19 protein-coding genes and 1 tRNA gene are annotated in these 21,762 nt (G+C 71.9%); 9 read left to right on the plus strand and 11 right to left on the minus strand.

Features of this window, described 5'->3' with window-relative positions; genetic code table 11:
* Positions 1 to 21: 21 nt before the first annotated feature.
* The 4 genes from IE248_RS29615 to IE248_RS29630 all read left to right on the plus strand — a co-directional run bounded on the left by IE248_RS29615 (position 22) and on the right by IE248_RS29630 (position 4,870).
* A complete protein-coding gene (locus tag IE248_RS29615) occupies positions 22 to 1,809 on the plus strand; it encodes an outer membrane protein assembly factor BamB family protein (protein ID WP_190032185.1) in 1,788 nt (595 codons plus the stop codon).
* Positions 1,810 to 1,937: 128 nt separating this feature from the next.
* Positions 1,938 to 2,618 (plus strand): response regulator transcription factor, encoded by a 681-nt coding sequence (locus IE248_RS29620; RefSeq protein WP_008741853.1) that lies wholly within the window; start codon positions 1,938 to 1,940, stop codon positions 2,616 to 2,618.
* Between the two features lie 86 nt (positions 2,619 to 2,704).
* A complete protein-coding gene (galE, locus tag IE248_RS29625; protein ID WP_190032186.1) occupies positions 2,705 to 3,679 on the plus strand; it encodes a UDP-glucose 4-epimerase GalE in 975 nt (324 codons plus the stop codon).
* Between the two features lie 429 nt (positions 3,680 to 4,108).
* On the plus strand, positions 4,109 to 4,870 hold the full coding sequence (locus tag IE248_RS29630; RefSeq protein ID WP_073778509.1) for a LuxR C-terminal-related transcriptional regulator: 762 nt from the start codon (positions 4,109 to 4,111) through the stop codon (positions 4,868 to 4,870).
* On the opposite strand, the gene IE248_RS29635 is transcribed toward IE248_RS29630, so the two are convergent.
* Complete coding sequence (locus IE248_RS29635) at positions 4,829 to 5,326, minus strand: MarR family winged helix-turn-helix transcriptional regulator (protein ID WP_073778511.1); 498 nt, start codon at positions 5,324 to 5,326, stop codon at positions 4,829 to 4,831. The genes IE248_RS29630 and IE248_RS29635 overlap by 42 nt on opposite strands.
* A 160-nt stretch (positions 5,327 to 5,486) precedes the next feature.
* Here IE248_RS29635 and IE248_RS29640 point away from each other — a divergent pair, with 160 nt between their 5' ends.
* A complete protein-coding gene (locus tag IE248_RS29640; protein WP_073795032.1) occupies positions 5,487 to 6,344 on the plus strand; it encodes a trans-aconitate 2-methyltransferase in 858 nt (285 codons plus the stop codon).
* Between the two features lie 2 nt (positions 6,345 to 6,346).
* Positions 6,347 to 6,727: a VOC family protein gene (locus IE248_RS29645; RefSeq protein ID WP_190032187.1), complete on the plus strand. Its 381-nt coding sequence runs from the start codon at positions 6,347 to 6,349 to the stop codon at positions 6,725 to 6,727.
* A gap of 66 nt (positions 6,728 to 6,793) precedes the next feature.
* Here IE248_RS29645 and IE248_RS29650 read toward each other — a convergent pair whose 3' ends face one another.
* From IE248_RS29650 to IE248_RS29660, 3 genes are all read right to left on the minus strand, one after another.
* Positions 6,794 to 8,566, minus strand: a complete 1,773-nt coding sequence (locus IE248_RS29650) for an FG-GAP repeat domain-containing protein (protein WP_229895616.1) — start codon at positions 8,564 to 8,566, stop codon at positions 6,794 to 6,796.
* 254 nt (positions 8,567 to 8,820) lie between these two features.
* Positions 8,821 to 9,492: a TetR/AcrR family transcriptional regulator gene (locus IE248_RS29655; RefSeq protein ID WP_008741859.1), complete on the minus strand. Its 672-nt coding sequence runs from the start codon at positions 9,490 to 9,492 to the stop codon at positions 8,821 to 8,823.
* Positions 9,492 to 10,475, minus strand: coding sequence for an acyl-CoA desaturase (locus IE248_RS29660; RefSeq protein WP_073795037.1), 984 nt, complete (start codon positions 10,473 to 10,475; stop codon positions 9,492 to 9,494). Before IE248_RS29660 ends, IE248_RS29655 begins: the two co-directional genes overlap by 1 nt.
* A gap of 329 nt (positions 10,476 to 10,804) precedes the next feature.
* Between IE248_RS29660 and ppc the strand changes: the two genes are divergently transcribed.
* Positions 10,805 to 13,567 carry a phosphoenolpyruvate carboxylase gene (gene ppc / locus IE248_RS29665; RefSeq protein ID WP_008741861.1) on the plus strand — a complete coding sequence of 921 codons (2,763 nt, stop codon included), beginning with the start codon at positions 10,805 to 10,807 and terminating at the stop codon, positions 13,565 to 13,567.
* Positions 13,568 to 13,640: 73 nt separating this feature from the next.
* Here the strand turns inward: ppc and pth are convergent, their stop codons facing one another.
* The 5 genes from pth to IE248_RS29690 all read right to left on the minus strand — a co-directional run bounded on the left by pth (position 13,641) and on the right by IE248_RS29690 (position 17,856).
* Positions 13,641 to 14,231 (minus strand): aminoacyl-tRNA hydrolase, encoded by a 591-nt coding sequence (gene pth, locus IE248_RS29670; protein WP_008741862.1) that lies wholly within the window; start codon positions 14,229 to 14,231, stop codon positions 13,641 to 13,643.
* Between the two features lie 92 nt (positions 14,232 to 14,323).
* Positions 14,324 to 14,908, minus strand: a complete 585-nt coding sequence (locus tag IE248_RS29675; protein WP_190032190.1) for a 50S ribosomal protein L25/general stress protein Ctc — start codon at positions 14,906 to 14,908, stop codon at positions 14,324 to 14,326.
* 198 nt (positions 14,909 to 15,106) lie between these two features.
* The gene (locus IE248_RS29680; RefSeq protein WP_008741864.1) at positions 15,107 to 16,084 is read right to left on the minus strand and encodes a ribose-phosphate diphosphokinase; all 978 of its coding nucleotides are present in this window, start codon (positions 16,082 to 16,084) and stop codon (positions 15,107 to 15,109) included.
* A 145-nt stretch (positions 16,085 to 16,229) separates the two neighbouring features.
* Positions 16,230 to 17,675 carry a bifunctional UDP-N-acetylglucosamine diphosphorylase/glucosamine-1-phosphate N-acetyltransferase GlmU gene (gene glmU / locus IE248_RS29685; RefSeq protein WP_190032191.1) on the minus strand — a complete coding sequence of 482 codons (1,446 nt, stop codon included), beginning with the start codon at positions 17,673 to 17,675 and terminating at the stop codon, positions 16,230 to 16,232.
* A gap of 109 nt (positions 17,676 to 17,784) precedes the next feature.
* A tRNA-Gln gene (locus IE248_RS29690) sits at positions 17,785 to 17,856 on the minus strand.
* 177 nt (positions 17,857 to 18,033) lie between these two features.
* Here IE248_RS29690 and IE248_RS29695 point away from each other — a divergent pair.
* Complete coding sequence (locus tag IE248_RS29695; RefSeq protein ID WP_190032192.1) at positions 18,034 to 19,338, plus strand: sensor histidine kinase; 1,305 nt, start codon at positions 18,034 to 18,036, stop codon at positions 19,336 to 19,338.
* Between the two features lie 91 nt (positions 19,339 to 19,429).
* Here IE248_RS29695 and IE248_RS29700 read toward each other — a convergent pair whose 3' ends face one another.
* Together IE248_RS29700 and IE248_RS29705 are read right to left on the minus strand one after the other, a co-directional pair.
* The gene (locus IE248_RS29700; RefSeq protein WP_008741867.1) at positions 19,430 to 19,942 is read right to left on the minus strand and encodes an SUKH-3 domain-containing protein; all 513 of its coding nucleotides are present in this window, start codon (positions 19,940 to 19,942) and stop codon (positions 19,430 to 19,432) included.
* Between the two features lie 10 nt (positions 19,943 to 19,952).
* A complete protein-coding gene (locus IE248_RS29705; RefSeq protein WP_008741868.1) occupies positions 19,953 to 20,531 on the minus strand; it encodes a YwqJ-related putative deaminase in 579 nt (192 codons plus the stop codon).
* A 228-nt stretch (positions 20,532 to 20,759) separates the two neighbouring features.
* Between IE248_RS29705 and IE248_RS29710 the strand changes: the two genes are divergently transcribed.
* Positions 20,760 to 21,755: an SMI1/KNR4 family protein gene (locus tag IE248_RS29710; RefSeq protein WP_008741869.1), complete on the plus strand. Its 996-nt coding sequence runs from the start codon at positions 20,760 to 20,762 to the stop codon at positions 21,753 to 21,755.
* Positions 21,756 to 21,762: the final 7 nt, after the last annotated feature.

Genomic DNA, 21,762 nt, shown 5'->3' on the forward strand with positions numbered 1-21,762 from the left:
CACGAGAGGCAGTAGCACCCGATGAGTATCCCGCCGCCCCCCAGCCAGCCGCCCGCCGGCGGGTTCGGCGCCCCGCAGGATCCGCCCCCCGGCGGATTCGGCGCGCAGGTGCCCCCCGTACCGCCCGCACCGCCCGCGCCCCCGCAGCAGCCGCCGGCCCAGCCGCCGGCCCCGCAGCAGCCGGCCGCCCAGCAGCCGGCCGACCCCCGCCTGCCCGCGTACGGGTACCCGCAGGCGGGCTACGGCTACCCGCAGCAGCCCGGCGCCCCCGGGCAGTTCAGCCCGCCGGGCGCCCCCGGCGCCCCCGGCATGCCCGTGACCGTCGCCACGCCCCTGGCCCCGGCCGGCCCCGGCGGTGGCGGCGGCGGTGGCGACAAGCGCACCCAGCTGATGATCGTCGGTGCGGCGCTGCTCGCCATCGTCCTCATCGTCGGCGGCGGCATCTGGTACGTCTCCGGCGACGAAGGCACCACGAGCACCACCGCCACCGACGGCCAGGGCGGCAAGGGCGACCCCAAGGGCAAGGAGCCGGCCGCGCCCGGCGGCACCGAGAAGGTGCCCGCCAGCACCAAGTCCAAGACGCTGATCAACGTTCCCCTCCCGGAGCCGGAGGAGCAGGTCACCGTGGACGGGTCCTGGCTCACCGACTCCGTCTACGCCAAGTCCGACGTGGGCAAGATCGTCGGCTACAACCTGGTCGACGGCGGCAAGAAGTGGGAGACCGCGCTCCCCGCCCACGTCTGCGGCGCCACGAAGTACATCACCGACGACAAGTCGGCCGTCCTCTTCGACGAGGCCATGCCCTCGGCCGAGAAGAAGTACCCGGCCTGCACCCAGGTCGGCGTCATCGACCTGAACACCGGCAAGCTGCTGTGGTCCGCCACCGCCAAGTCCCCCACCGGCGGCGACAAGCCCGTCACCTTCAGCGAGGTGACCATCAGCGGCCAGACCGTCGCGGCCGGCGGCCTCGGCGGCGGCGCCGCCTGGAACCTCGCCGACGGCAAGCCCCTGTGGACCCCGAAGGTCGACGGCCAGGGCTGCAAGGACGTCGGCTACGCGGGCGGCGACGCCCTCGGCGTGATCCGCTCCTGCGGCAGCGCCAGCGAGCCCACCCTGTACGCACAGCTCCTCGACCCGACCACGGGCGCGCCGAAGTACTCGTACAAGCTGTCCGCGGGCATCCCCTACGCCGGCATCATCTCCACCAAGCCGATGGTCATCGCGGCCAACGTCGGCAACACCGCCAAGAACGCCACCAACGTCAGCGACCTCTTCGTCCTCGACGACGCCGGCCAGCTGAAGGCGCGCATCGGCCTCGCCTCGGGAAACTTCGGCCCCGACTGCCCCGCCAACGACGTGGAGCGCTGCACCGGCATGGTGGTCGGCAACGGCAAGGTCTACCTGCCCTCGTACGAGCACCAGGGCACCTCGGCCTACGGCAAGACCAACGAGCTGCTCTCCTTCGACCTGGAGACCGGCAAGCAGACCACCGACCGCGCGGACGCCGGTGAGCGGTACACCCTGTACCCGCTGCGCATGGACGGGTCGAACGTCATCGTCTACAAGGTGCCCCCGTACGACAAGGGCGGCCAGATCGTCAGCATCGACGGCAAGACGATGAAGGAAACCGTCCTGATGGAGAACCCGGCCGAGAAGACCAGCCAGCGCGCCGAGACCTCCTTCCTGGTCGACCACGCGGAGTTCCGCTACCACAACGGCAAGCTGTTCCTGGCCTCGAAGTACGCCCGCAAGCCGTCCTCCCCCGGCGGCGACCCGCGCTACCTCTTCGTCTCGTTCACCGCGAGCTGACCGCACCGAAGCAAGCCGAAGCCCCCGGAAGATCAGTCCTTCCGGGGGCTTCTGCGCGGTATCCCCCGCGCGACGTCGAACAAGCGTGTAGCTTGCCGGGTCAGACGGGTGGGGGGTGGGGTGCCTCAATGGGCGTACGGGTCATGGTGGTCGACGAGCACCGGCTGCTGGCCGAGGCGCTCGCCTCGGCCCTGAAGCTGCGCGGGCACCGGGTGCTCGCGGCGGCGGCCCCGGCCGCGGGCGCCGCCGAACTGGTCATCAGCCGCGCCCCGGAGGTCTGTCTCTTCGGCACCGCGACCCCCGCCGACCCGGGCGTCTTCGAACCCGTCGTGCGGATCAAGCGGGAGCGCGCGCAGATCGCCGTCGTGGTCCTGGGCCCGGTGCCCAGCCCGCGCGGGATCGCGGCCGCCTTCGCCGCCGGCGCCTCGGGGTACGTCCGTCACGACGAGCGCATCGAGGGCGTCGAGCGGGCGCTGGCCAAGGCCCGGGCGGGGGAGGTCGCCATCGCCCCGCAGCTGCTCCAGGGGGCCTTCGCGGAGCTGCTGAACCCCGCCGCCCAGCCCGACGACGAGGGCAGCAGGCTGCTGCGGCTGCTCACCCCGCGCGAGGTGGAGGTACTGGTCCGGGTCGCGGAGGGCGAGGACACCCGGCTCATCGCCGCCGGGATGGCGATCGCGCCGAGCACCGCCCGGACGCACGTCCAGCGGGTGCTGATGAAGCTGGGCGTGGGATCGCGGCTGGAGGCGGCCGCGCTGGCGGCCCGGACGGGCCTGCTGGACCGGGCGGGTTCGGCCACTCCGACGCCCTGACGGTTCCCCCGCGGGGCGGCATCGGGTATGCCAGTGATCGGCACGCGCGTTCCCGCGTGCGGTTCCCCGCGAGAGGCAGCGAGCGCGTGAGCGAGACGGCGTCATCGAAGTACCTGGTCACCGGCGGCGCGGGATATGTGGGCGGCGTCGCCGCCGCCCACCTCCTGGAGGCCGGGCACGAGGTCGTCGTCCTCGACGACCTGACCACGGGCTTCCGGGAGGGCCTGCCGCGGGGCGCGTCCTTCGTCCACGGCCGGATCCAGGACGCCGCGCGCTACCTGGACCCCTCCTTCGACGCGGTGCTGCACTTCGCGGCCTCCTCACAGGTCGGCGAGTCCGTCGCCGACCCCGGCAAGTACTGGGACAACAACGTCGGCGGCACCCTGGCCCTGCTGACCGCGATGCGCGCGGCGGGGGTGGGCAAACTGGTGTTCTCCTCCACGGCCGCCACCTACGGGGATCCGGGGCAGGGCGCGCTGACCGAGACCTCGGCGACCGCGCCGACCAATCCGTACGGGGCCTCGAAGCTGGCCGTCGACCACATGATCGCGGGGGAGTGCGCGGCGCACGGCCTCGCGGCGGTGTCCCTGCGCTACTTCAACGTCGCCGGAGCGTACGGGGAGCTCGGCGAGCGGCACGACCCGGAGACCCACCTGATCCCGCTGGTCCTCCAGGTCGCCCTCGGACAGCGGGAGTCCGTCTCGGTGTTCGGCGAGGACTACCCGACCCCGGACGGCACCTGCGTGCGCGACTACATCCACGTCGCCGACCTGGCGCGGGCCCACCTGTGCGCCCTGCGGGTCGCGACGCCCGGGGAGCACCTGGTGTGCAACCTCGGCAACGGCGGCGGCTTCTCGGTCCGGGAGGTCATCGAGACCGTCCGCAAGGTCACCGGGCGGGAGATCCCGGAGATCGTCGCCCCGCGCCGCCCCGGCGACCCGGCGGTGCTGGTGGCCTCCACCCGTACGGCGCGCGAGCGGCTCGGCTGGACCCCGACCCGCTCGGACCTCACCGGCATGGTGACCGACGCCTGGAACTTCGCGCGGAACGCTTCCTCCTGAGCCGGGGCGCGGGGGCGCCCGGATTTCGGCGCACGCCCTCGGGGGGCGCTGTGCGCGGGCGCCCGGCGTGCGTACGCCGGGTGAATCGCCCCCCGTGCAACTGCCCGGGGCACGCGCCGGGCACCAAAGCGCCATCCCCGCCCCCGTGACGGGCCATTTCAAGCCACCATGAAGCATGTTCGGAGCGCCCGCTCCCGAAAATCGCTCGGAAAACTTCTGCTATTCGGCCAACCGCGACCCGTGCCCGGCCCTACGCTGATGCGTGACACCGGTGGGGGCCGGTGTTGATTCAGGGGTCGAGACAAGTCGGGTACGACGTCCGGTCCGGGGTAGTGCAGAGATGTCTCGGCGGCGGCCGCGACGCCTGCGGATCACCCGGTCCCGGGCGCCGTACCCGCCGTCGTCCGTTCCCCGACCCTTGGGGGTTTTGTGGTTCGTATCCGGGTTCTCGTCGTCGACGATCACCGCATCTTCGCCGAATCGCTCGCAGCCGCGCTCGCGGCCGAGCCGGACGTGGACGTGTCCGCGGCCGGCAGCGGCCCCGCCGCGCTGCGCTGCCTCGAACGCGCGGTGGCCGAGGGCCGCCGCTTCGACGTCCTCCTCGTGGACGCCGACCTCGGCGCCGCCGGGGGCGTGCCCGCCCAGCGGGAGCCGGGTTCGGGGGCACCGCCGGGCTCGGACGGGATCGCGCTGGTCGCAGGGGTGCGGGTCTCCCACCCCGGGGTGCGCACCGTGGTCCTCGCCGAGCGCGACGAGCCCCGCCGGGCGGCCCTGGCGCTCCAGGCCGGGGCCTGCGGCTGGGTCGCCAAGGACTCCTCGCTGTCGCGGCTGCTCGCCGTGATCCGGGGTGTCCTGCGGGAGGAGACGCACCTGCCGCCCGCCCTGCTGACCGGGGTGCTGCGCGAGCTGACGGCGGCGCGCAAGCACCGCACCGACAGCGAGCGGCTGGTGGAGTCGCTCACCCCGCGCGAGCACGAGGTGCTGCGCTGCATGGTGGCGGGCCTGGGCCGCAAGGACGTGGCGGCCCGGCTGTTCCTGTCCCCGCACACGGTCCGCACCCACATGCAGAACGTGCTGGGCAAGCTCGGCGTGCACTCGACGCTGGCCGCGGTGGCCCTGGCCCGGCGGGCCGGCGTGCGGCCCGCTGAACTAGCCGGGGATGTTGTCGAACGGAGCGGTCAACTGGCGTAGCAGCCCGGCGAGGTCACCGCGCTGGCCCCGGGAGAGCTGGGCGAGGATCGCCCGCTCCTGGGCCAGCAGCCCGGCCAGGGACTGGTCCGCGCGGTCGCGCCCCTCGGGGGTGAGCCGGACCAGGACCCCGCGCCGGTCGTTGGGGTCGGGCAGCCGCTCGACCAGGCCCTTCTTGGCGAGCCTGTCGATGCGGTTCGTCATGGTGCCCGAGGTGACCAGCGTCTGGGTCAGCAGCTGGCCGGGGGAGAGCTGGTACGGCGCGCCGGCGCGCCGCAGCGAGGTCAGGACGTCGAACTCCCAGGGCTCCAGGCCGTGCTCGGAGAAGGCCAGCCTGCGGGCGCGGTCGAGGTGGCGCGCGAGCCTGCTGACGCGGCTGAGCACCTCAAGCGGTTCCACGTCGAGGTCAGGGCGCTCCCGCCGCCATGCCGCGACCAGTCGGTCGACCTCGTCCTCCATGCCGATCAGTGTAAGGGGTCTGTCGATATGAAGTCTCTTCATGTCGATCTTCTCGATTTCAAGAATCTTGACGTCGAGATATATTGTGGGCGAGCATGGGGCATGGAGGGGCCGGAACCGCTTCCGCTTCCGATCGCCCCACCAGTAGGGAGGCTCGAACATGCATTCCGATATCGCGTCGGCCGGGACTGCCCGGCCCGCCACGCCCTCCGCACCGACCTGGGACCCCCAGCAGTACCTCCGGCACGCCGGGCACCGCACGCGCCCCTTCCTCGACCTGCTGACCCGGATACCCGAGCTCCCCACCGCCGCCCCGCGGATCGCCGACCTCGGCTGCGGCCCCGGCAACGTCACCGCGCTCCTCGCCGACCGCTGGCCCCGGGCCCGCATCACCGGCTACGACCTCTCCCGGGAGATGCTCCACCGCGCCACCGAGGAGTACGCGGGCCCCACCGCCGGCGGCGGCAGCCTCGACTTCCGCCGCGCGGACCTCGGCGGCTGGCTCCCCGAGGAGCCCTACGACCTGATCGTCTCCAACGCCGCCCTCCAGTGGGTGCCCAGCCACCCCGGCTCCTTCGCCCCCTGGATCAACGGCCTGCGCCCCGGCGGGACCTTCGCGTTCCAGATCCCCGCCAACTTCACCGCGCCCAGCCACGCGCTGCTCGCCGGACTCTGCGAGGCCCCGCGCTGGCGGTCCCGCCTCGCCGGCCACGGCGCGCGCTATGTCCACATCCTCGAACCCGCCGAGTACCTGGCCCGGTTCACCGAGCTGGGCTGCGCCGCCGACATCTGGGAGACCACGTACCACCAGCTGCTCTCCGGGCCCGACCCCGTGCTCGACTGGGTCAAGGGAACCGCGCTGCGGCCGGTGCTCACCGCGCTGGGGGACGACCGCGGGGCCGTGGACGAGTTCCTCGGCGAATACCGGGACCTGCTGCGCGAGGCGTACCCGCAGGGACCCCGCGGCACCGTGTTCCCGTTCCGCCGGGTCTTCGCCGTCGCCCGCAGGGAGGTCTGAGCGTGCTCGCCGCCGTCGACCACGTGCAGCTCTCCGCGCCGCCCGGATCGGAGGACCGGCTGCGCGCGTACTACCAGGACGTACTGGGCATGACGGAGGTCCCCAAGCCTCCCGTACTGGCGGCCCGCGGTGGCTGCTGGTTCGAAGCCGGGCCGGTGCGGTTGCACCTGGGCGTGGAGGAGGACTTCCGGCCCGCCCGCAAGGCGCACCCCGGGCTGCGGGTGACGGGCATCGCGGCGTACGCGCGCAGGCTGGAGGAGCGCGGCGCGAAGGTGGTGTGGGACGAAGATCTGCCCGGGCACCGCCGCTTCTACTCCGAGGACCCGGTGGGCAACCGGCTGGAGTTCCTGGAGCCGTTGGCCGGCCGAGGCCGCCGGGGGTGAACGACGGCGCCCCGCCACCGGAAATCCGGTGACGGGGCGCCGTCGTGCCGTGCGGTGCGGGAGCGCTTAGAAGAGCTCGCCGTAGGTGTTCCAGCCGCCGCCGACGGTGCCGCGGCCCGAGAACGTGCTCAGACCCTGCAGACCGGTGGAGGCGTAGCGGTACGCGGTGCCGGAAGAGTCGACGCCCAGCAGGTCGCCGCGGCCGTCACCGGTGATGTCGCCGACGGCGACCAGCTTGTTGAAGCTGTTGAAGCCGCCGGTGCCGATCTTCACGCGGTCGCCGAGCGGGGCCGAGCCGGAGCCGGTGCCCGGGTAGACCCACAGGGCGCCGCCGTCGGAGTCGCGGGCCACCAGGTCCGCGCGGCCGTCACCGGTGATGTCACCGGCGCCGAGGAGCTTGTTGTAGCCGCCCCAGCCGCCGCCGACGCGGACGCGGTCCGCGAAGTGCTGGCTGTCGCCGACGCTCTTGTAGAGCCACAGGACGTTCGACTTGTCCAGGGCGAGCAGGTCGCCGTAGCCGTCGTTGTTCAGGTCGCCCACGCCGAGCAGGGACTTGTAGATGCCCCAGCCGCCGCCGACCTCGCCCTTCGGGCCGTACAGCACGCCGTCGTAGGTCAGCAGCAGGTCACCGCGGTTCTCGACCGTCAGCGAGGACGTGAGGGCCAGACCGAACTCGGACGGGTAGTCGCCGGCCGCGCCGATCGTGAAGCGGTCGGCGAAGTTGCCGTTCTGCTTGCCGACGTACCCGTACAGGGAGCTGCCGCTGCGGCCGATGACCTCGGACTTGCCGTGGGCGGGGATGCCGCCCTGGCCGGCCATGAGGTTGGTGAACTCCCAGTTGGGACCGTACTGGTGGCGGTCGCTGAGCAGGCCGTTGCCCGTCGCCGCGTAGATGTACGCGGTGCCGGACAGCTCGCGGCCCAGCACCCAGGTGCCGCCGGTCTTGTCGACGATCAGGCTGACCTGGTTGTAGACCGTCCAGCCGGAGCCGTTCTTCACGCCGTCGGCGAAGGCGCCGTTGGCGCTGCCGGTGCCGGTGTAGAGGAACATCTCGCCGCTGGGGGTGGTGGCCAGCAGGTCCGCCTTGCCGTCGGCGTTGAAGTCGCCGCCGCCGAGGATCTGGTCGAACTTGCCCCAGCCGCCGCCGACCTGGATCCGGTCGCCGTAGGGGGTGTCCGACCCGGCCCGGCCGTTGCCCGGGTACAGGTAGAGCACGCCGGTGTAGCTGCGGGCCAGCAGGTCGGCGTTGCCGTCGCCGGTCAGGTCGCCGGCGTTGACGATCTTGTTGTACGCGTTCCAGCCCCCGCTGGACCACGTGACACCGCCGGTGCCGACCGTGGATCCGGCCTCGACCATGGACAGGCGCCCGGTGGTCGACAGCGTCAGCAGCTCCGGGTAGCCGTTGTGGTTGAGGTCGCCCGCCGGGATGAGGTCCTTGAAGTCCTCGTCGTAGTTGGCCTTCTGGATGTAGAACGGCTCGTCGGCCGCCGTCGGGTTGGTCGACTTCTTGAGGAAGTGCTCCCCGCTGAGCGTGCGGTACAGGAGGTCGTCCTCGCCGTCCTGGTCCACGTCGAACCGGGCCGCGAAGGCACTGCCGACCGTGGCCGTGGCCGGGGCGTCGGCGCCGCGCTGCAGCTTCTGCTTGCTGCTGGGCTTCGACGCGGCCGGCGGCGCGGTCTTCAGCTGCGCACCGTGGCCGCGCATGTCGACCTTCGGCAGCGGGCGCTCGGCCGGAGCCTTCGGCGAGCCGTCAGCCGAGGCGGGGCCGGCCAGGAGCATGCCGGCCGCGAGGGCGACGGCGGTGGAGGCCGCGAGACGGCCGGAGCGCTTGGGGCGCATGAAAGACAAGAGGTCTCCCTGTTGAAAAAAGCAGGCGAAACCGGGTTGAAGGCACTCGCGCAGGGCGCGCTGAAGCGCAGCACATTGCACAGAGGTTTGCCATTACCCCCCCGGGAAGTAACTGAAGAGTACCTCCGGGACGGGAGAGTCAGTAGTGATTTCCCGGGGAATTTTGATCACGTTCAGAATCTGTCTCCGGACGTGACGGTGCCCGGGTCGCAAGACCCGGGCACCGTAGGGATCCGGCCGCGCCCTCAGCTCTTGCGGCGGCCCACCAGCTGCGGCTTCGCCTCCAGGCCGTCCAGCCCGTGCCAGGCAAGATTCACCAGGTGCGCGGCCACCTCCGCCTTCTTCGGGCGGCGCGTTTCCAGCCACCACTGACCCGTCAGCGCCACCATCCCCACCAGCGCCTGCGCGTACAGCGGGGCGAGCTTCGGATCGAAGCCCCGGTTCTTGAACTCCATCCCGAGGATGTCCTCGACCTGCGTGGCGATGTCGCTGATCAGCGAGGCGAACGTGCCCGTCGACTGGGCCACCGGCGAGTCCCGGACCAGGATCCGGAATCCGTCCGTATAGCTCTCGATGTAATCCAGCAGCGCGAAAGCCGCCTGCTCCAGCAGCTCCCGCGGATGGCCCGCCGTCAGCGCGCCCGTCACCCCGTCGAGCAGCTGGCGCATCTCCCGGTCCACGACGACCGCGTACAGGCCCTCCTTGCCGCCGAAGTGCTCGTACACCACCGGCTTGGACACCCCGGCCTTCGCCGCGATCTCCTCCACCGAAGTGCCCTCGAAGCCCTTCTCCGCGAACAGGGCCCGGCCGATGTCCAACAGCTGCTGGCGCCGCTCGGCACCCGTCATCCGGACCCGGCGGCCGCGCCGGGGCTTGTCACTGCTGGAACTGCTGCCGTCGATCGCCACGTCCCCCATCATGCCGCGTTCGATGTCTTTTCCTTGCGCCGGGCGTCGATGCGGGACTCCGAAGGCCACCGCACGTCCGACGCCCACCCCAGCTGTTCGAACCAGCGGATCAGCCGAGCGCTGGAGTCCACCTGGCCGCGCAGCACGCCGTGCCGCGCCGACGTCGGATCCGCGTGGTGCAGGTTGTGCCAGGACTCCCCGCACGACAGCACCGCCAGCCACCACACGTTGCCACTGCGGTCACGCGACTTGAACGGCCGCTTGCCCACCGCGTGACAGATCGAGTTGATCGACCACGTCACGTGGTGCAGCAGCGCCACCCGCACCAGCGAGCCCCAGAAGAACGCCGTGAACGCCCCCCACCAGGACATCGTCACCAGACCGCCCACCAGCGGAGGGATCGCCAGCGAGAGCATCGTCCAGTAGACGAAGTCCCGCGAGATCCGCCGCAGCGCCGGGTCCTTGACCAGATCGGGCGCGTACTTCTGCTGGTCGGTCTGCTCCTCGTCGAACAGCCAGCCGATGTGCGCCCACCACAGGCCCTTCATCAGGGCCGGCACCGTCTCGCCGAACCGCCACGGCGAATGCGGGTCGCCCTCGTGGTCGGAGTACTTGTGGTGCTTGCGGTGGTCGGCCACCCAGCGCACCACCGGACCCTCCACCGCCAGCGACCCCATGACCGCCAGCGCGATCCGCAGCGGCCGCTTCGCCTTGAAGGAACCGTGGGTGAAGTAACGGTGGAAGCCGATCGTGATCCCGTGGCAGGCCAGGAAGTACATGAACGTCATCAGACCGACGTCCAGCCAGCTCACCCCCCAGCCCCAGGCCAGCGGGATCGCCGCCAGCAGCGCCACGAAGGGGACGGTGATGAACAGCAGCAGGGCGATCTGCTCGATGGAACGCTTCTTCTCGCCGCCGAGGGTCGCCGATGGCGCCCCGGTCGCATCGGAGGGCGCCGCTGCGTCCTCAATCAAGTCCGGGCTGACGGTCATGGGGCATCCCCTGGGGGGTGAGGAGTCGGCGGGTGCCCTGATCGCGGACCTACGGGTCCGTAACCTACGGCATCGTAAGTATGGCAAAGCCGGGCCCACGGGCAAGGGGAGCGCGGCCGACGATGACCACCCTTCGAGACGACCCCCCGGCAACCGGTCGCGATTGCGGGGTCACCGGGACGGTCCGCCTATCCTGTTCTCGTCGGACAGCGCGGTCCGCACGGGCAGCCCGAGCTGCGCATCAGGGTGGAGGTACCCCCAGGTACCGCCGCGCGCACCCCGGGACCCACCTCCCAGTAGCGCTCGAAACACTGCAAGGAGCCGCACCTGTGAGCAGTGCTGACCAGGCCCCCTCCACCTCCGCCACGGCATCCGGCGCCGAAGCCGCGAACGCCGAGCTGCGCGCGGACATCCGCCGCCTCGGCGACCTCCTCGGTGAGACCCTCGTACGCCAGGAGGGCCAGGACCTCCTCGACCTCGTCGAACGCGTCCGCGCCCTCACCCGCACCGACGGCATCGCGGCAGCCGAGCTGCTCGGCGACACCGATCTGGAGACCGCCGCCAAGCTGGTGCGCGCCTTCTCCACCTACTTCCACCTCGCCAACGTCACCGAGCAGGTGCACCGCGGCAAGGAGCTGCGCGCCCACCGCGCCGCCGAGGGCGGGCTCCTCGCCCGCACCGCCGACATGCTCAAGGACGCCGACCCCGAGCACCTGCGCCAGACGGTCAAGAACCTCAACGTCCGCCCCGTCTTCACCGCGCACCCCACCGAGGCGGCCCGCCGCAGCGTCCTCAACAAGCTGCGCCGCATCGCCGCCCTGCTGGAGGAGCCCGCCGCCGGCGCCGGCGAACGCCGCCGCCACGACCTGCGCCTCGCCGAGAACATCGACCTCGTCTGGCAGACCGACGAGCTCCGCGTCGTGCGCCCCGAGCCCGCCGACGAGGCCCGCAACGCCATCTACTACCTCGACGAGCTGCACGCCGGCGCCGTCGGGGACGTACTGGAGGACCTCGCCGCAGAGCTCCAGCGCGTCGGCGTCGAGCTGCCCCCCGGCACCCGGCCCCTCACCTTCGGCACCTGGATCGGCGGCGACCGGGACGGCAACCCCAACGTCACCCCCGACGTCACCCGCGACGTGCTGATCCTCCAGCACGAGCACGGCATCACCGACGCCCTCGAACTCGTCGACTTCCTGCGCGGGCTGCTGTCGAACTCGATCCGCTACACCGGCGCCACCGAGGAACTCCTCGCCTCCCTCCAGGCCGACCTGGAGCGCCTCCCCGAGATCAGCCCGCGCTACAAGCGGCTGAACGCCGAGGAGCCGTACCGCCTCAAGGCGACCTGCGTCCGCCAGAAGCTCGTCAACACCCGCGAACGCCTCGCCAAGGGCACCCCGCACGAGGAAGGCCGCGACTACCTCGGCACCGCCGAGCTCCTCACCGACCTCACCCTCATCCAGACCTCCCTGCGCGAACACCGCGGCGCCCTCTTCGCCGACGGCCGCATGGACCGCACCATCCGCACGCTGGCCGCCTTCGGCCTCCAGCTCGCCACCATGGACGTACGCGAACACGCCGACGCCCACCACCACGCCCTCGGCCAGCTCTTCGACCGGCTCGGCGAGGAGTCCTGGCGCTACGCGGACATGCCGCGCGACTACCGCGGCAAGCTCCTCGCCAAGGAACTGCGCTCCCGCCGCCCGCTGGCCCCCACCCCCGCGCCCCTCGACGCGGCCGGCCAGAAGACCCTCGGCGTCTTCTTCGCCATCAAGGACGCCTTCGAGAAGTTCGGCCCCGAGGTCATCGAGTCCTACATCATCTCGATGTGCCAGGGCGCCGACGACGTCTTCGCCGCCGCCGTCCTCGCCCGCGAGGCCGGCCTCCTCGACCTGCACGCCGGCTGGGCCAAGATCGGCATCGTCCCGCTCCTGGAGACCACCGACGAGCTGCGCGCCGCCGACGTCATCCTCGACGAGATGCTCGCCGACCCCTCCTACCGGCGCCTGGTCTCCCTGCGCGGCGACGTCCAGGAGGTCATGCTCGGCTACTCCGACTCCTCCAAGTTCGGCGGCATCACCACCAGCCAGTGGGAGATCCACCGCGCCCAGCGCCGGCTCCGCGACGTCGCCCACCGCTACGGCGTGCGGCTGCGCCTCTTCCACGGCCGCGGCGGCACCGTCGGCCGCGGCGGCGGCCCCTCGCACGACGCGATCCTCGCCCAGCCCTGGGGCACCCTCGAAGGCGAGATCAAGGTCACCGAACAGGGCGAGGTCATCTCCGACAAGTACCTCGTCCCCTCCCTCGCCCGCGAGAACCTCGAACTGACCGTCGCCGCCACCCTGCAGGCCTCCGCCCTGCACACCGCGCCGCGCCAGTCCGACGACGACCTCGCCCGCTGGGACGCGGCCATGGACACCGTCTCCGACGCGGCCCACGGGGCCTACCGCGCGCTCGTCGAGGACCCGGACCTGCCCGCGTACTTCTTCGCCGCCACCCCCGTGGACCAGCTCGCCGACCTGCACCTCGGCTCCCGGCCCTCCCGCCGGCCCGACTCCGGCGCCGGGCTCGACGGCCTGCGCGCCATCCCGTGGGTGTTCGGCTGGACCCAGTCCCGCCAGATCGTTCCGGGCTGGTACGGCGTCGGCTCCGGCCTCAAGGCCCTGCGCGAGGCGGGCGGCGAGCACGCCCTCACCGAGATGGGAGAGCGGTGGCACTTCTTCCGCAACTTCCTCTCCAACGTCGAGATGACGCTCGCCAAGACCGACCTGCGCATCGCCCGCCACTACGTGGACACCCTCGTCCCCGACGAGCTCAAGCACGTCTTCGACCGCATCCAGGCCGAACACGAGCTCACCGTCCGCGAGGTCCTGCGCATCACCGGCGGCCGGCAGCTGCTCGACTCCAACCCGGTCCTCCAGCAGACCTTCGCCGTCCGCGACGCCTACCTCGACCCCATCTCCTACCTCCAGGTCTCCCTGCTGGCCCGCCAGCGCGCCGCCGCCGAACGCGGCGAGGAGGCCGACCCGCTGCTCGCCCGGGCGCTCCTGCTCACCGTCAACGGAGTCGCCGCCGGCCTGCGCAACACCGGCTGACCGGCGCTCGGCGCCCCGTACGCGAAGAAGCCCCCGCCGGTCCGGCGGGGGCTTCTTCGCGTTGCGGGAACCGTCAGGAGTTGTAGGAGGACTGGGCGCGCTCCAGGCCCTCCGCGATCAGGCACTCCACGGCGTCGGCGGCGCGGTCCACGAACCAGTCCAGTTCCTTGCGCTCCGTGGACGAGAAGTCCTTCAGCACGAAGTCCGCGACCTGCATGCGGCCGGGCGGGCGGCCGATGCCGCACCGCACCCGGTGGTAGTCCGGGCCCATCGACTTCGTCATCGACTTCAGGCCGTTGTGCCCGTTGTCCCCGCCGCCCAGCTTCAGCCGCAGCGTCGGGTAGTCGATGTCGAGCTCGTCGTGGATCGCGACGATCCGCTCCAGCGGCACCTTGTAGAAGTCGCGCAGCGCCGTCACCGGCCCGCCCGACAGGTTCATGAACGACATGGGCTTGGCCAGCACCACCCGGCGGTTCGCCGGTCCCGGAGGACCCATCCGGCCCTCGACCACCTGCGCCCGTGCCTTGTGCGCCTTGAACTTCCCGCGCATCCGGTCCGCCAGCAGGTCCGCCACCATGAACCCGATGTTGTGGCGGTTGCCCGCGTACTCCGCGCCGGGATTGCCGAGGCCGACGATCAGCCAGGGCGCCGTGTCGTCCGACATCCGTGCTCCTTAACGAGGACGACCGCCGTCCCGCTCCAGTGGAGCCGGACGGCGGTCGGTCAGCAACTGCTGAGGGGGTGGAGGGGCGAGGCTCAGGCCTCGGTGCCCTCGGCGTCCTCGGCGGCCGGCTCCTCGGCCTGCGGGGCCACGACCTGGAGGACGGCGATGTCGCCGTCGACGGCCAGGGTGGTGCCCTTCGGGAGGACCAGGTCCGAGGCGTGGATGGTCGCGCCGGCCTCAAGGCCCGCGATGGAGACGGTGACCTCGGTCGGGATGTGCGTGGCCTCGGCCTCGACGGAGATGGTGTTCTGGAGGGTCTCCAGCATGTTGCCGCCGGCGGCCAGGTCGCCCTCGGTGACGATCGCGACGTCGACGGTGACCTTCTCGCCCTTCTTGACGATCAGGAAGTCGACGTGGGAGACGGAGCGCTTCAGCGGGTGCTTCTGCACGGCCTTCGGGATGACCAGCTCGGTGCCGGCGTCGCCGAGGTCCAGGGAGATCAGGACGTTCGGGGTGCGCAGCGCCAGCTGAAGGGCGTGGGCGTCGACGTTGACGTGCTTCGGGTCGGTGCCGTGGCCGTAGATGACGGCGGGGGTCAGGGCGTCGCGACGGGCCTGACGGGCGGAGCCCTTGCCGAAGGTGTCACGGATCTGGGCGGAAAGCTTGACCTCGGACATGCTCACTCCTCGTGGGGTGACGGAAATGGACGACAGTCACCCGGCCGGAACGGCCTGCTACGAAGAGCGCGTCGATAACGGAGCGTCCGTACCGGAAACAGGTACGGCCTCCCTCGCCGAGCAACTCGCAGAGTCTACCCGGCCGGGAGGCCGTACCTCAAAAGGATCTTCTGTGGTCCTTGTTACCCGTGCCCGCTGTTACTGCTGCTCTTCGAACAGGCTGGTGACCGAGCCGTCCTCGAAGACCTCGCGGACCGCGCGCGCCACCATCGGGGCGATCGACAGGACCGTGATCTTGTCGAGCTCCAGGTCCGACGGGTCCGGCAGGGTGTTCGTGAAGATGAACTCGCTGACCTTGGAGTTCTTCAGACGGTCGGCCGCCGGGCCGGACAGGATGCCGTGCGTGGCCGTCACGATGACGTCCTCGGCGCCGTGCGCGAACAGCGCGTCGGCCGCGGCGCAGATGGTGCCACCGGTGTCGATCATGTCGTCGACCAGGACGCAGACGCGGCCCTTGACCTCACCGACGACCTCGTGGACGGTCACCTGGTTGGCGACGTCCTTGTCGCGGCGCTTGTGCACGATGGCCAGCGGCGCGTCCAGACGGTCGCACCAGCGGTCGGCCACGCGCACGCGGCCGGCGTCCGGGGAGACGATCGTCAGCTTGGTGCGGTCCACCTTGGCGCCCACGTAGTCCGCGAGGACCGGCAGGGCCGAGAGGTGGTCGACCGGGCCGTCGAAGAAGCCCTGGATCTGGTCCGTGTGCAGGTCGACCGTCAGGATGCGGTCCGCGCCCGCGGTCTTCAGCAGGTCCGCCACCAGGCGGGCCGAGATCGGCTCGCGGCCCTTGTGCTTCTTGTCCTGACGGGCGTACCCGTAGGAGGGGATGATCACGGTGATGGAGCGTGCCGACGCGCGCTTCAGCGCGTCGATCATGATCAGCTGCTCCATGATCCACTTGTTGATCGGAGCCGTGTGGCTCTGGATCAGGAAGCAGTCCGCGCCGCGAGCCGACTCCTGGAAGCGGACGTAGATCTCACCGTTCGCGAAGTCGAAGGCCTTCGTCGGCACGAGGCCGACTCCCAGCTGGTGTGCGACCTCCTCGGCCAGCTCGGGGTGGGCGCGGCCGGAGAAGAGCATCAGCTTCTTCTCGCCGGTCGTCTTGATCCCGGTCACAGCACTGTCTCCTCAGACGTGTGGAAAGCTGCTCGCCCCCGTGTGCGTCCGTCCCGCACACGGTGAGCCAGCCGAATTGCGTTCAGCTATCACGGTACGCCGTCCCGGACGTACCTGTTTCCGGTCAGTTCACCTCGGCGGTGCCTCAGCGGGTGCCGGAGTCCTCCGGGGCCGCCGACTCGGCCGCCGTCGCCGCGGCGCTGCCCGGACGCTTGCGGGCCACCCAGCCCTCGATATTGCGCTGCTGGCCCCGTGCCACGGCCAGGGCGCCGGCCGGCACGTCCTTCGTGATCACGGATCCGGCGGCCGTGTAGGCGCCGTCCCCGATGGTGACGGGTGCCACAAACATGTTGTCCGAGCCCGTCTTGCAATGTGAGCCGATGGTGGTGTGGTGCTTGTGCTCGCCGTCGTAGTTCACGAACACGCTGGCGGCGCCGATGTTGCTGTACTCGCCGATCGTCGCGTCGCCCACGTACGACAGGTGCGGCACCTTGGTGCCCTCGCCGATCGTCGCGTTCTTCATCTCGACGTACGTGCCGGCCTTGGCCTTCAGGCCCAGGTTCGTGCCGGGGCGCAGGTAGGCGTACGGGCCGACGGTGGCGGACTCGCCGATGACGGCGGTGTCCGAGACCGTGTTGTCCACGCGCGCCCGCGGGCCCACCACGGTGTCCTTGAGCCGGGTGTTCGGGCCGACCTCGGCCCCCTCGGCGATGTGGGTGGCGCCCAGCAGCTGGGTGCCCGGGTGGACGATCGCGTCCTGCCCGAAGGTCACCGTCACGTCCACGAAGGTGCTGGCCGGGTCGACCACGGTGACGCCGGCGAGCATGGCCTGCTCCAGCAGGCGCGCGTTGAGCAGCGCGCGGGCCTCGGCGAGCTGGACGCGGTTGTTGATCCCGAGGATCTGGCGGTGGTCGGCGCCGACGGCCGCGCCGACGCGGTGGCCGGCCTCGCGCAGGATGCCGAGGACGTCCGTGAGGTACTCCTCGCCCTGGCTGTTGTCCGTACGGACCTTGCCGAGGGCGTCGGCGAGGAGGGCGCCGTCGAAGGCGAAGACGCCGGAGTTGATCTCGCGGATCGCGCGCTGGGCGTCGGTGGCGTCCTTGTGCTCGACGATGGCCGTGACGGCGCCGTCCTCGCCCCGGATGATCCGGCCGTAGCCGGTGGAGTCCGGGACCTCGGCGGTCAGCACGGTGACGGCGTTGCCGTCGGCCTCGTGCGTCGCCGTGAGCTGGGCCAGGGTGGCGCCGGTCAGCAGCGGGGTGTCGCCGCAGACGACGACCACGGTCCCGGCGATCGGGCCGCCGAGCTCTTCGAGGGCCATCCGGACGGCGTGGCCGGTGCCGTTCTGCTCGTACTGGACGGCGGTGCGGACGTCGGCGTCGACGGCGGAGAGGTGCGCGGTGACCTGCTCGCGGGCGTGGCCGACGACGACCACGAGGTGCGCGGGGTCGAGCTCGCGCGAGGCGGCCACGACGTGTCCGACGAGCGACCGCCCGCAGATCTCGTGCAGGACCTTGGGAGTGGCCGACTTCATGCGGGTGCCTTCACCCGCTGCGAGTACGACGACGGCTGCCGGGCGGTTGGCGCTCACGGGTGTGCCCTTCGGCTTTGGGTGGTGGACCCGTGAAGGATACCGGGGGGTCAGGGGGCGGAAATAAAGGCGGGTCCCGACCAGTGGTCAGGACCCGAAGGTGGTGGAGCTCCCCCGCCAGGACTCGAACCCGGACATAAGGCACCAAAAGCCTCAGTGCTGCCAATTACACCACAGGGGACTAAGTGCGACTTAACCGGACATTACTCCCTGTTGGTCGAGTCGACGGCACTACTATGCCGCACCGGGCGCCTTCCACGCGACGGTACAAAGGGGAGCCCTTCGGGACGTGTCCCGCCCCGGCTCCGCGCGAATCGCGTGGGTCCCCGCGCCGGGGCTCCTGCGTAGGCTGGACGGCATGACCTATACGGGGGACGAGCGGGGCGGGGCCGGGCGAGACGGGCCCTGGTGGTGGGAGCGGCGGCGGGAAGCCGTCCTGGACGTGGGACTCGGCGCGGTGTCCGCAGCCGAGTGCGCCCTGGAGGGCGTGCAGTTCGCCCGGGAGGCCGGGCTTCCGGGCGCCGTCGGAGTGCTGTTCGGGTTCGTGGTGGGGGCCACGCTCGTACTGCGGCGGCGCTGGCCGATCGCCGTGGTGCTCGTCGGGATCGCGGTGACACCGGCCGCCATGGGGTTCCTGCTGTCGGTGGTCGCGCTGTACACGCTGGCCTCCTCCGAGGTGCCCCGCCGGATCACCGCCACGCTCGCGTCGATGTCCATGTCCGCCACCTTCGTCGTGATGTACCTGCGGACCCGCGAGGGCGCCGCGGACGAGCCGACGCTCGTCATCTCGCTGTCCGTCTTCGTCGCGGTGGCCCTGACCGTGCCGCCCGTGCTGTTCGGGCTGTACATCGGAGCCCGGCGGCGGCTGATGGAGAGCCTGCAGGAACGGGCGGACTCGCTGGAGCGGGAGCTGTCGCTGCTGGCGGACCGGGCGGAGGAGCGGGCCGAGTGGGCGCGCACCGAGGAGCGCACGCGCATCGCGCGGGAGATGCACGACGTGGTGGCCCACCGGGTGTCGCTGATGGTGGTGCACGCGGCGGCGCTCCAGGCGGTGGCGGCCAAGGATCCGGTGAAGGCGGCGCGGAACGCGGCGCTGGTCGGGGACATGGGCCGGCAGGCGCTGACGGAGCTGCGGGAGATGCTCGGGGTGCTGCGGGCCGAGGCGCCGAAACCGGCGGCGGTCGCCGTCGCGGCGCCGGCGGGCGGTTTCGAGGACGGGCCCTCGCTGGCGGAGCTGGAAGCGCTGGTGGGGCAGTCCCGGGCGGCCGGGATGGTCGTGGAGCTGGACGTACGGGCCGCCGGCGCGGGGTCCGCGGACCCGGCGGGGGCCGGGGCCGGGGCCGGGTCCGGGTCCGGCTATCCGGCGGAGGTGGAGCAGACGGCGTACCGGGTGGTGCAGGAGGCGCTGACCAACTGCCACAAGCACGCCCCGGGCGCGCGGGTCGTCGTACGGCTGGCGCACCGCGACGGGGAGGTCGCGATGCAGGTGGAGAACGGGCCCTGTGACGGCAAGGCCGCCGAGCCCGGACTGCCGAGCGGCGGGAACGGGCTCGTCGGGATGCGGGAGCGGGTGCTCGGGCTCGGCGGCGTGTTCGTCTCCGGCCCCACCGACGACGGCGGGTTCAAGGTCTCGGCGGTCCTGCCCTGCGTGAGCCGGGCCTGAGCGTCGCCGGCGGGCCGTCCGCGCGGGCGGGGCGGCCGCTGTCGCCGCGCGCGGACGGCCCGCCCCGGGCGCGGGGGAGCCGGGCCGGGGGTCAGGCCGTGCTGAGGCGGGTGGGCTGGAGGCCGGTCAGGAGCAGGGTCAGGGCCTCGTCGAGGCCGCCGCCGAGGTACCAGTCGCCGGTGTGGTCGATGCCGTAGACGCGGCCCTCGCGGTCGATGGCCAGGTGGGAGCCGGCGTCGGCGTCGACACCGAGCGGGCACAGCTCGGTGGACAGGGCGCGGCCGAGGTCGGCGAAGGTACGGGCGAGGTGGAGGCCCGTGAGGGGGTCGACGCGCACCGGGACCGGCGCTATCTGGCGGCCCGGCCCGGGCGCGCTGATGCGCAGCCCGCCGAACTCGGCCCAGGCCTCCACGGCGGCGGGGAAGACGGTGTGCCGGTGCCCGGCGGGAGTGGTGTGGTCGCGCAGCGCGTCGGCCCAGTACTCGGCCTGCTTGATGTCCCAGCGGCCGGGTTCCCAGCCGGCGGTGCGCAGCGCGGAATCCACGGCGGCCGGGAAACGGGTGGCCGAGGAGCGGTCGTAGGACGCGGAGGAGGTGGCGCTCATATGGGTGCGGTCAGGCCTTCTGCGGGGCGGGCGTGAGGTCGATGGAGCGGACGCCGAAGTGGGAGAGCAGTGCGTCGCAGGAGCGGCAGGGAGGCGCGTAGCTGCCGTGCAGGGGGTCGCCGTCCTCGCGGATGCGACGGGCGGTGATCTTGGAGTTCTTGAGCGAGCGGCGCGCCTCGCTCGCGGTGAGGGGCTTGCGGGAGGCGCGCTTGCTGCGGGCCCCCTCGATCGCGGAGAGGTGGCGGGAGAGCAGTATCGCCTCGGGACAGCGGCCGGTGAAGCGTTCCCGCTGGCCGCTGGTGAGGGTGTCGAGGAAGTCCTGGACGAGCGGGTGCAGGGCGGGCGGCTGATCGCCCTTGCCGGCGGTGCTGGTGAGCGTCTCGCCGCGGACGGACAGCGCGGCGGCGACGGTGGGGAGGATGCCGTCGCGGCGGAAGCGGAGCACGGGGACGGCGGGGCCGTCGGTGCTGCTCCAGCGCAGCCGGGGATCACCGCCGGCGGCCGTGGCCGCGGCGTTCTGCCCGGTCTCCGCCGCGGCATTGCCGTCGTCGGCGGGTGTCGGGCCCGTACGTGACGCCGTGTTCTGCATGGTCGTGTTCCCTCCCGTGGCCGCGGTGGTGGCCGCTGTCGCGCACGCCCCCGTGCCGCGGGGACAGCCTGTCAAATGTCCTCTGCCGTGTGGAAGCGGGGTCGAATATTCGTATCAATTCGGATGTTCCTGGCCCCGCCGCGCGCGGGCGGGTCGCGGGCGGGTGAGCCTCTTGCCGGACCACATAGGCTGTGGTGAACCAGCCAGATCCAGCAGGGGGCTACCGCCATGACGACAGGTCGGCTCGGGCAGCATGCCGCGCCACCCAACGCCGCTTATTCGGGGCAGGTCGTGCATTTCCCGGACCCGGTCCGGGCCGCTCGGCATCCCCACGGCGTACGGATGGACGGCGAGGGACATCCTGATCTCGCGCCGTACGCGCGCGCCGCGGTGGAGATCGCCGAGCCGCCGGAGGGTTTCGGCGTGGACGAGCTGCGGCTGACGGACTACGTCTCCGCGAACGCGGCGATGCGGGCGTCCGGGCACGCGCTGTGGGACACCGTCGGTCCGGTGGCGACCCCGCACGGCTGGACGTGGCACCACGTGGCGGGTTCCCGCCGCATGGAACTCGTGCCCGTCGAGGTGAAGGCACTGCTCCGCCATCACGCGGGGCTGGTGACGGCGCCGGTGGACCACGAGAAGCGCGGCACGCGACCGCTGCAGGAGCTGCGCCCGGTGCACATGGGGCTGCCGAAGTCGGTGGTGTCGGTCTCCGAGCAGCAGGTGCAGGGCGTCGAGGAGGACCTCGGGTACCGGTTGCCTGAGGCGTACCGGGCGTTCCTGAAGGCCGCGGGAGGCTGCGCGCCGATGGGCGCCGGGCTGGACGTGGAGCTGGGCGTGCTGGTGGACCAGCCGTTCTTCACGGTGCGCGAGGAGGCGGCGGTCAACGACCTCGTCTACGTCAACAAGTGCCTGCGGGACCACCTGACGAAGGACTACCTGTGCGTGGCCTTCGTACAGGGCGGGCTGCTCGCGGTGAAGGTGAAGGGCGAGGGCCTCGGCTCGGTGTGGTTCTCCCCGTACGACGACGCGCGCGACCGGGACGGCTGGTCGGTGCAGGAGCGCGTGGAGCGGCTGTTGCTGCCGTGCGGCGTTGATTTCGACGCCTTTCTTGAGCGGCTGGCGGGGAACCCGCCGGAGCTGGAGACGGTGGCCGGTCTGATGGTGGACGGCGGATTCGCGCGCTCGGTTCCCGTGTCGCGTTCCGCCGCGGATGAGGGGTGACGGCGCG

Source organism: Streptomyces goshikiensis, from assembly GCF_014650555.1.
Taxonomy (GTDB): domain Bacteria; phylum Actinomycetota; class Actinomycetes; order Streptomycetales; family Streptomycetaceae; genus Streptomyces; species Streptomyces goshikiensis.

Bases quoted from the DNA above. Each gene is read 5' to 3' on its own strand.
- IE248_RS29615 (WP_190032185.1), top strand. From the start codon at position 22: ATGAGTATCCCGCCGCCCCCCAGCCAGCCGCCCGCCGGCGGGTTCGGC.
- IE248_RS29620 (WP_008741853.1), top strand. From the start codon at position 1,938: ATGGGCGTACGGGTCATGGTGGTCGACGAGCACCGGCTGCTGGCCGAG.
- IE248_RS29635 (WP_073778511.1), bottom strand. From the start codon at position 5,326: ATGGAGGACGAGGTCGACCGACTGGTCGCGGCATGGCGGCGGGAGCGC.
- IE248_RS29640 (WP_073795032.1), top strand. From the start codon at position 5,487: ATGCATTCCGATATCGCGTCGGCCGGGACTGCCCGGCCCGCCACGCCC.
- IE248_RS29650 (WP_229895616.1), bottom strand. From the start codon at position 8,566: ATGCGCCCCAAGCGCTCCGGCCGTCTCGCGGCCTCCACCGCCGTCGCC.
- IE248_RS29655 (WP_008741859.1), bottom strand. From the start codon at position 9,492: ATGGGGGACGTGGCGATCGACGGCAGCAGTTCCAGCAGTGACAAGCCC.
- IE248_RS29660 (WP_073795037.1), bottom strand. From the start codon at position 10,475: ATGACCGTCAGCCCGGACTTGATTGAGGACGCAGCGGCGCCCTCCGAT.
- pth (WP_008741862.1), bottom strand. From the start codon at position 14,231: ATGTCGGACGACACGGCGCCCTGGCTGATCGTCGGCCTCGGCAATCCC.
- IE248_RS29675 (WP_190032190.1), bottom strand. From the start codon at position 14,908: ATGTCCGAGGTCAAGCTTTCCGCCCAGATCCGTGACACCTTCGGCAAG.
- IE248_RS29695 (WP_190032192.1), top strand. From the start codon at position 18,034: ATGACCTATACGGGGGACGAGCGGGGCGGGGCCGGGCGAGACGGGCCC.
- IE248_RS29700 (WP_008741867.1), bottom strand. From the start codon at position 19,942: ATGAGCGCCACCTCCTCCGCGTCCTACGACCGCTCCTCGGCCACCCGT.
- IE248_RS29705 (WP_008741868.1), bottom strand. From the start codon at position 20,531: ATGCAGAACACGGCGTCACGTACGGGCCCGACACCCGCCGACGACGGC.
- IE248_RS29710 (WP_008741869.1), top strand. From the start codon at position 20,760: ATGACGACAGGTCGGCTCGGGCAGCATGCCGCGCCACCCAACGCCGCT.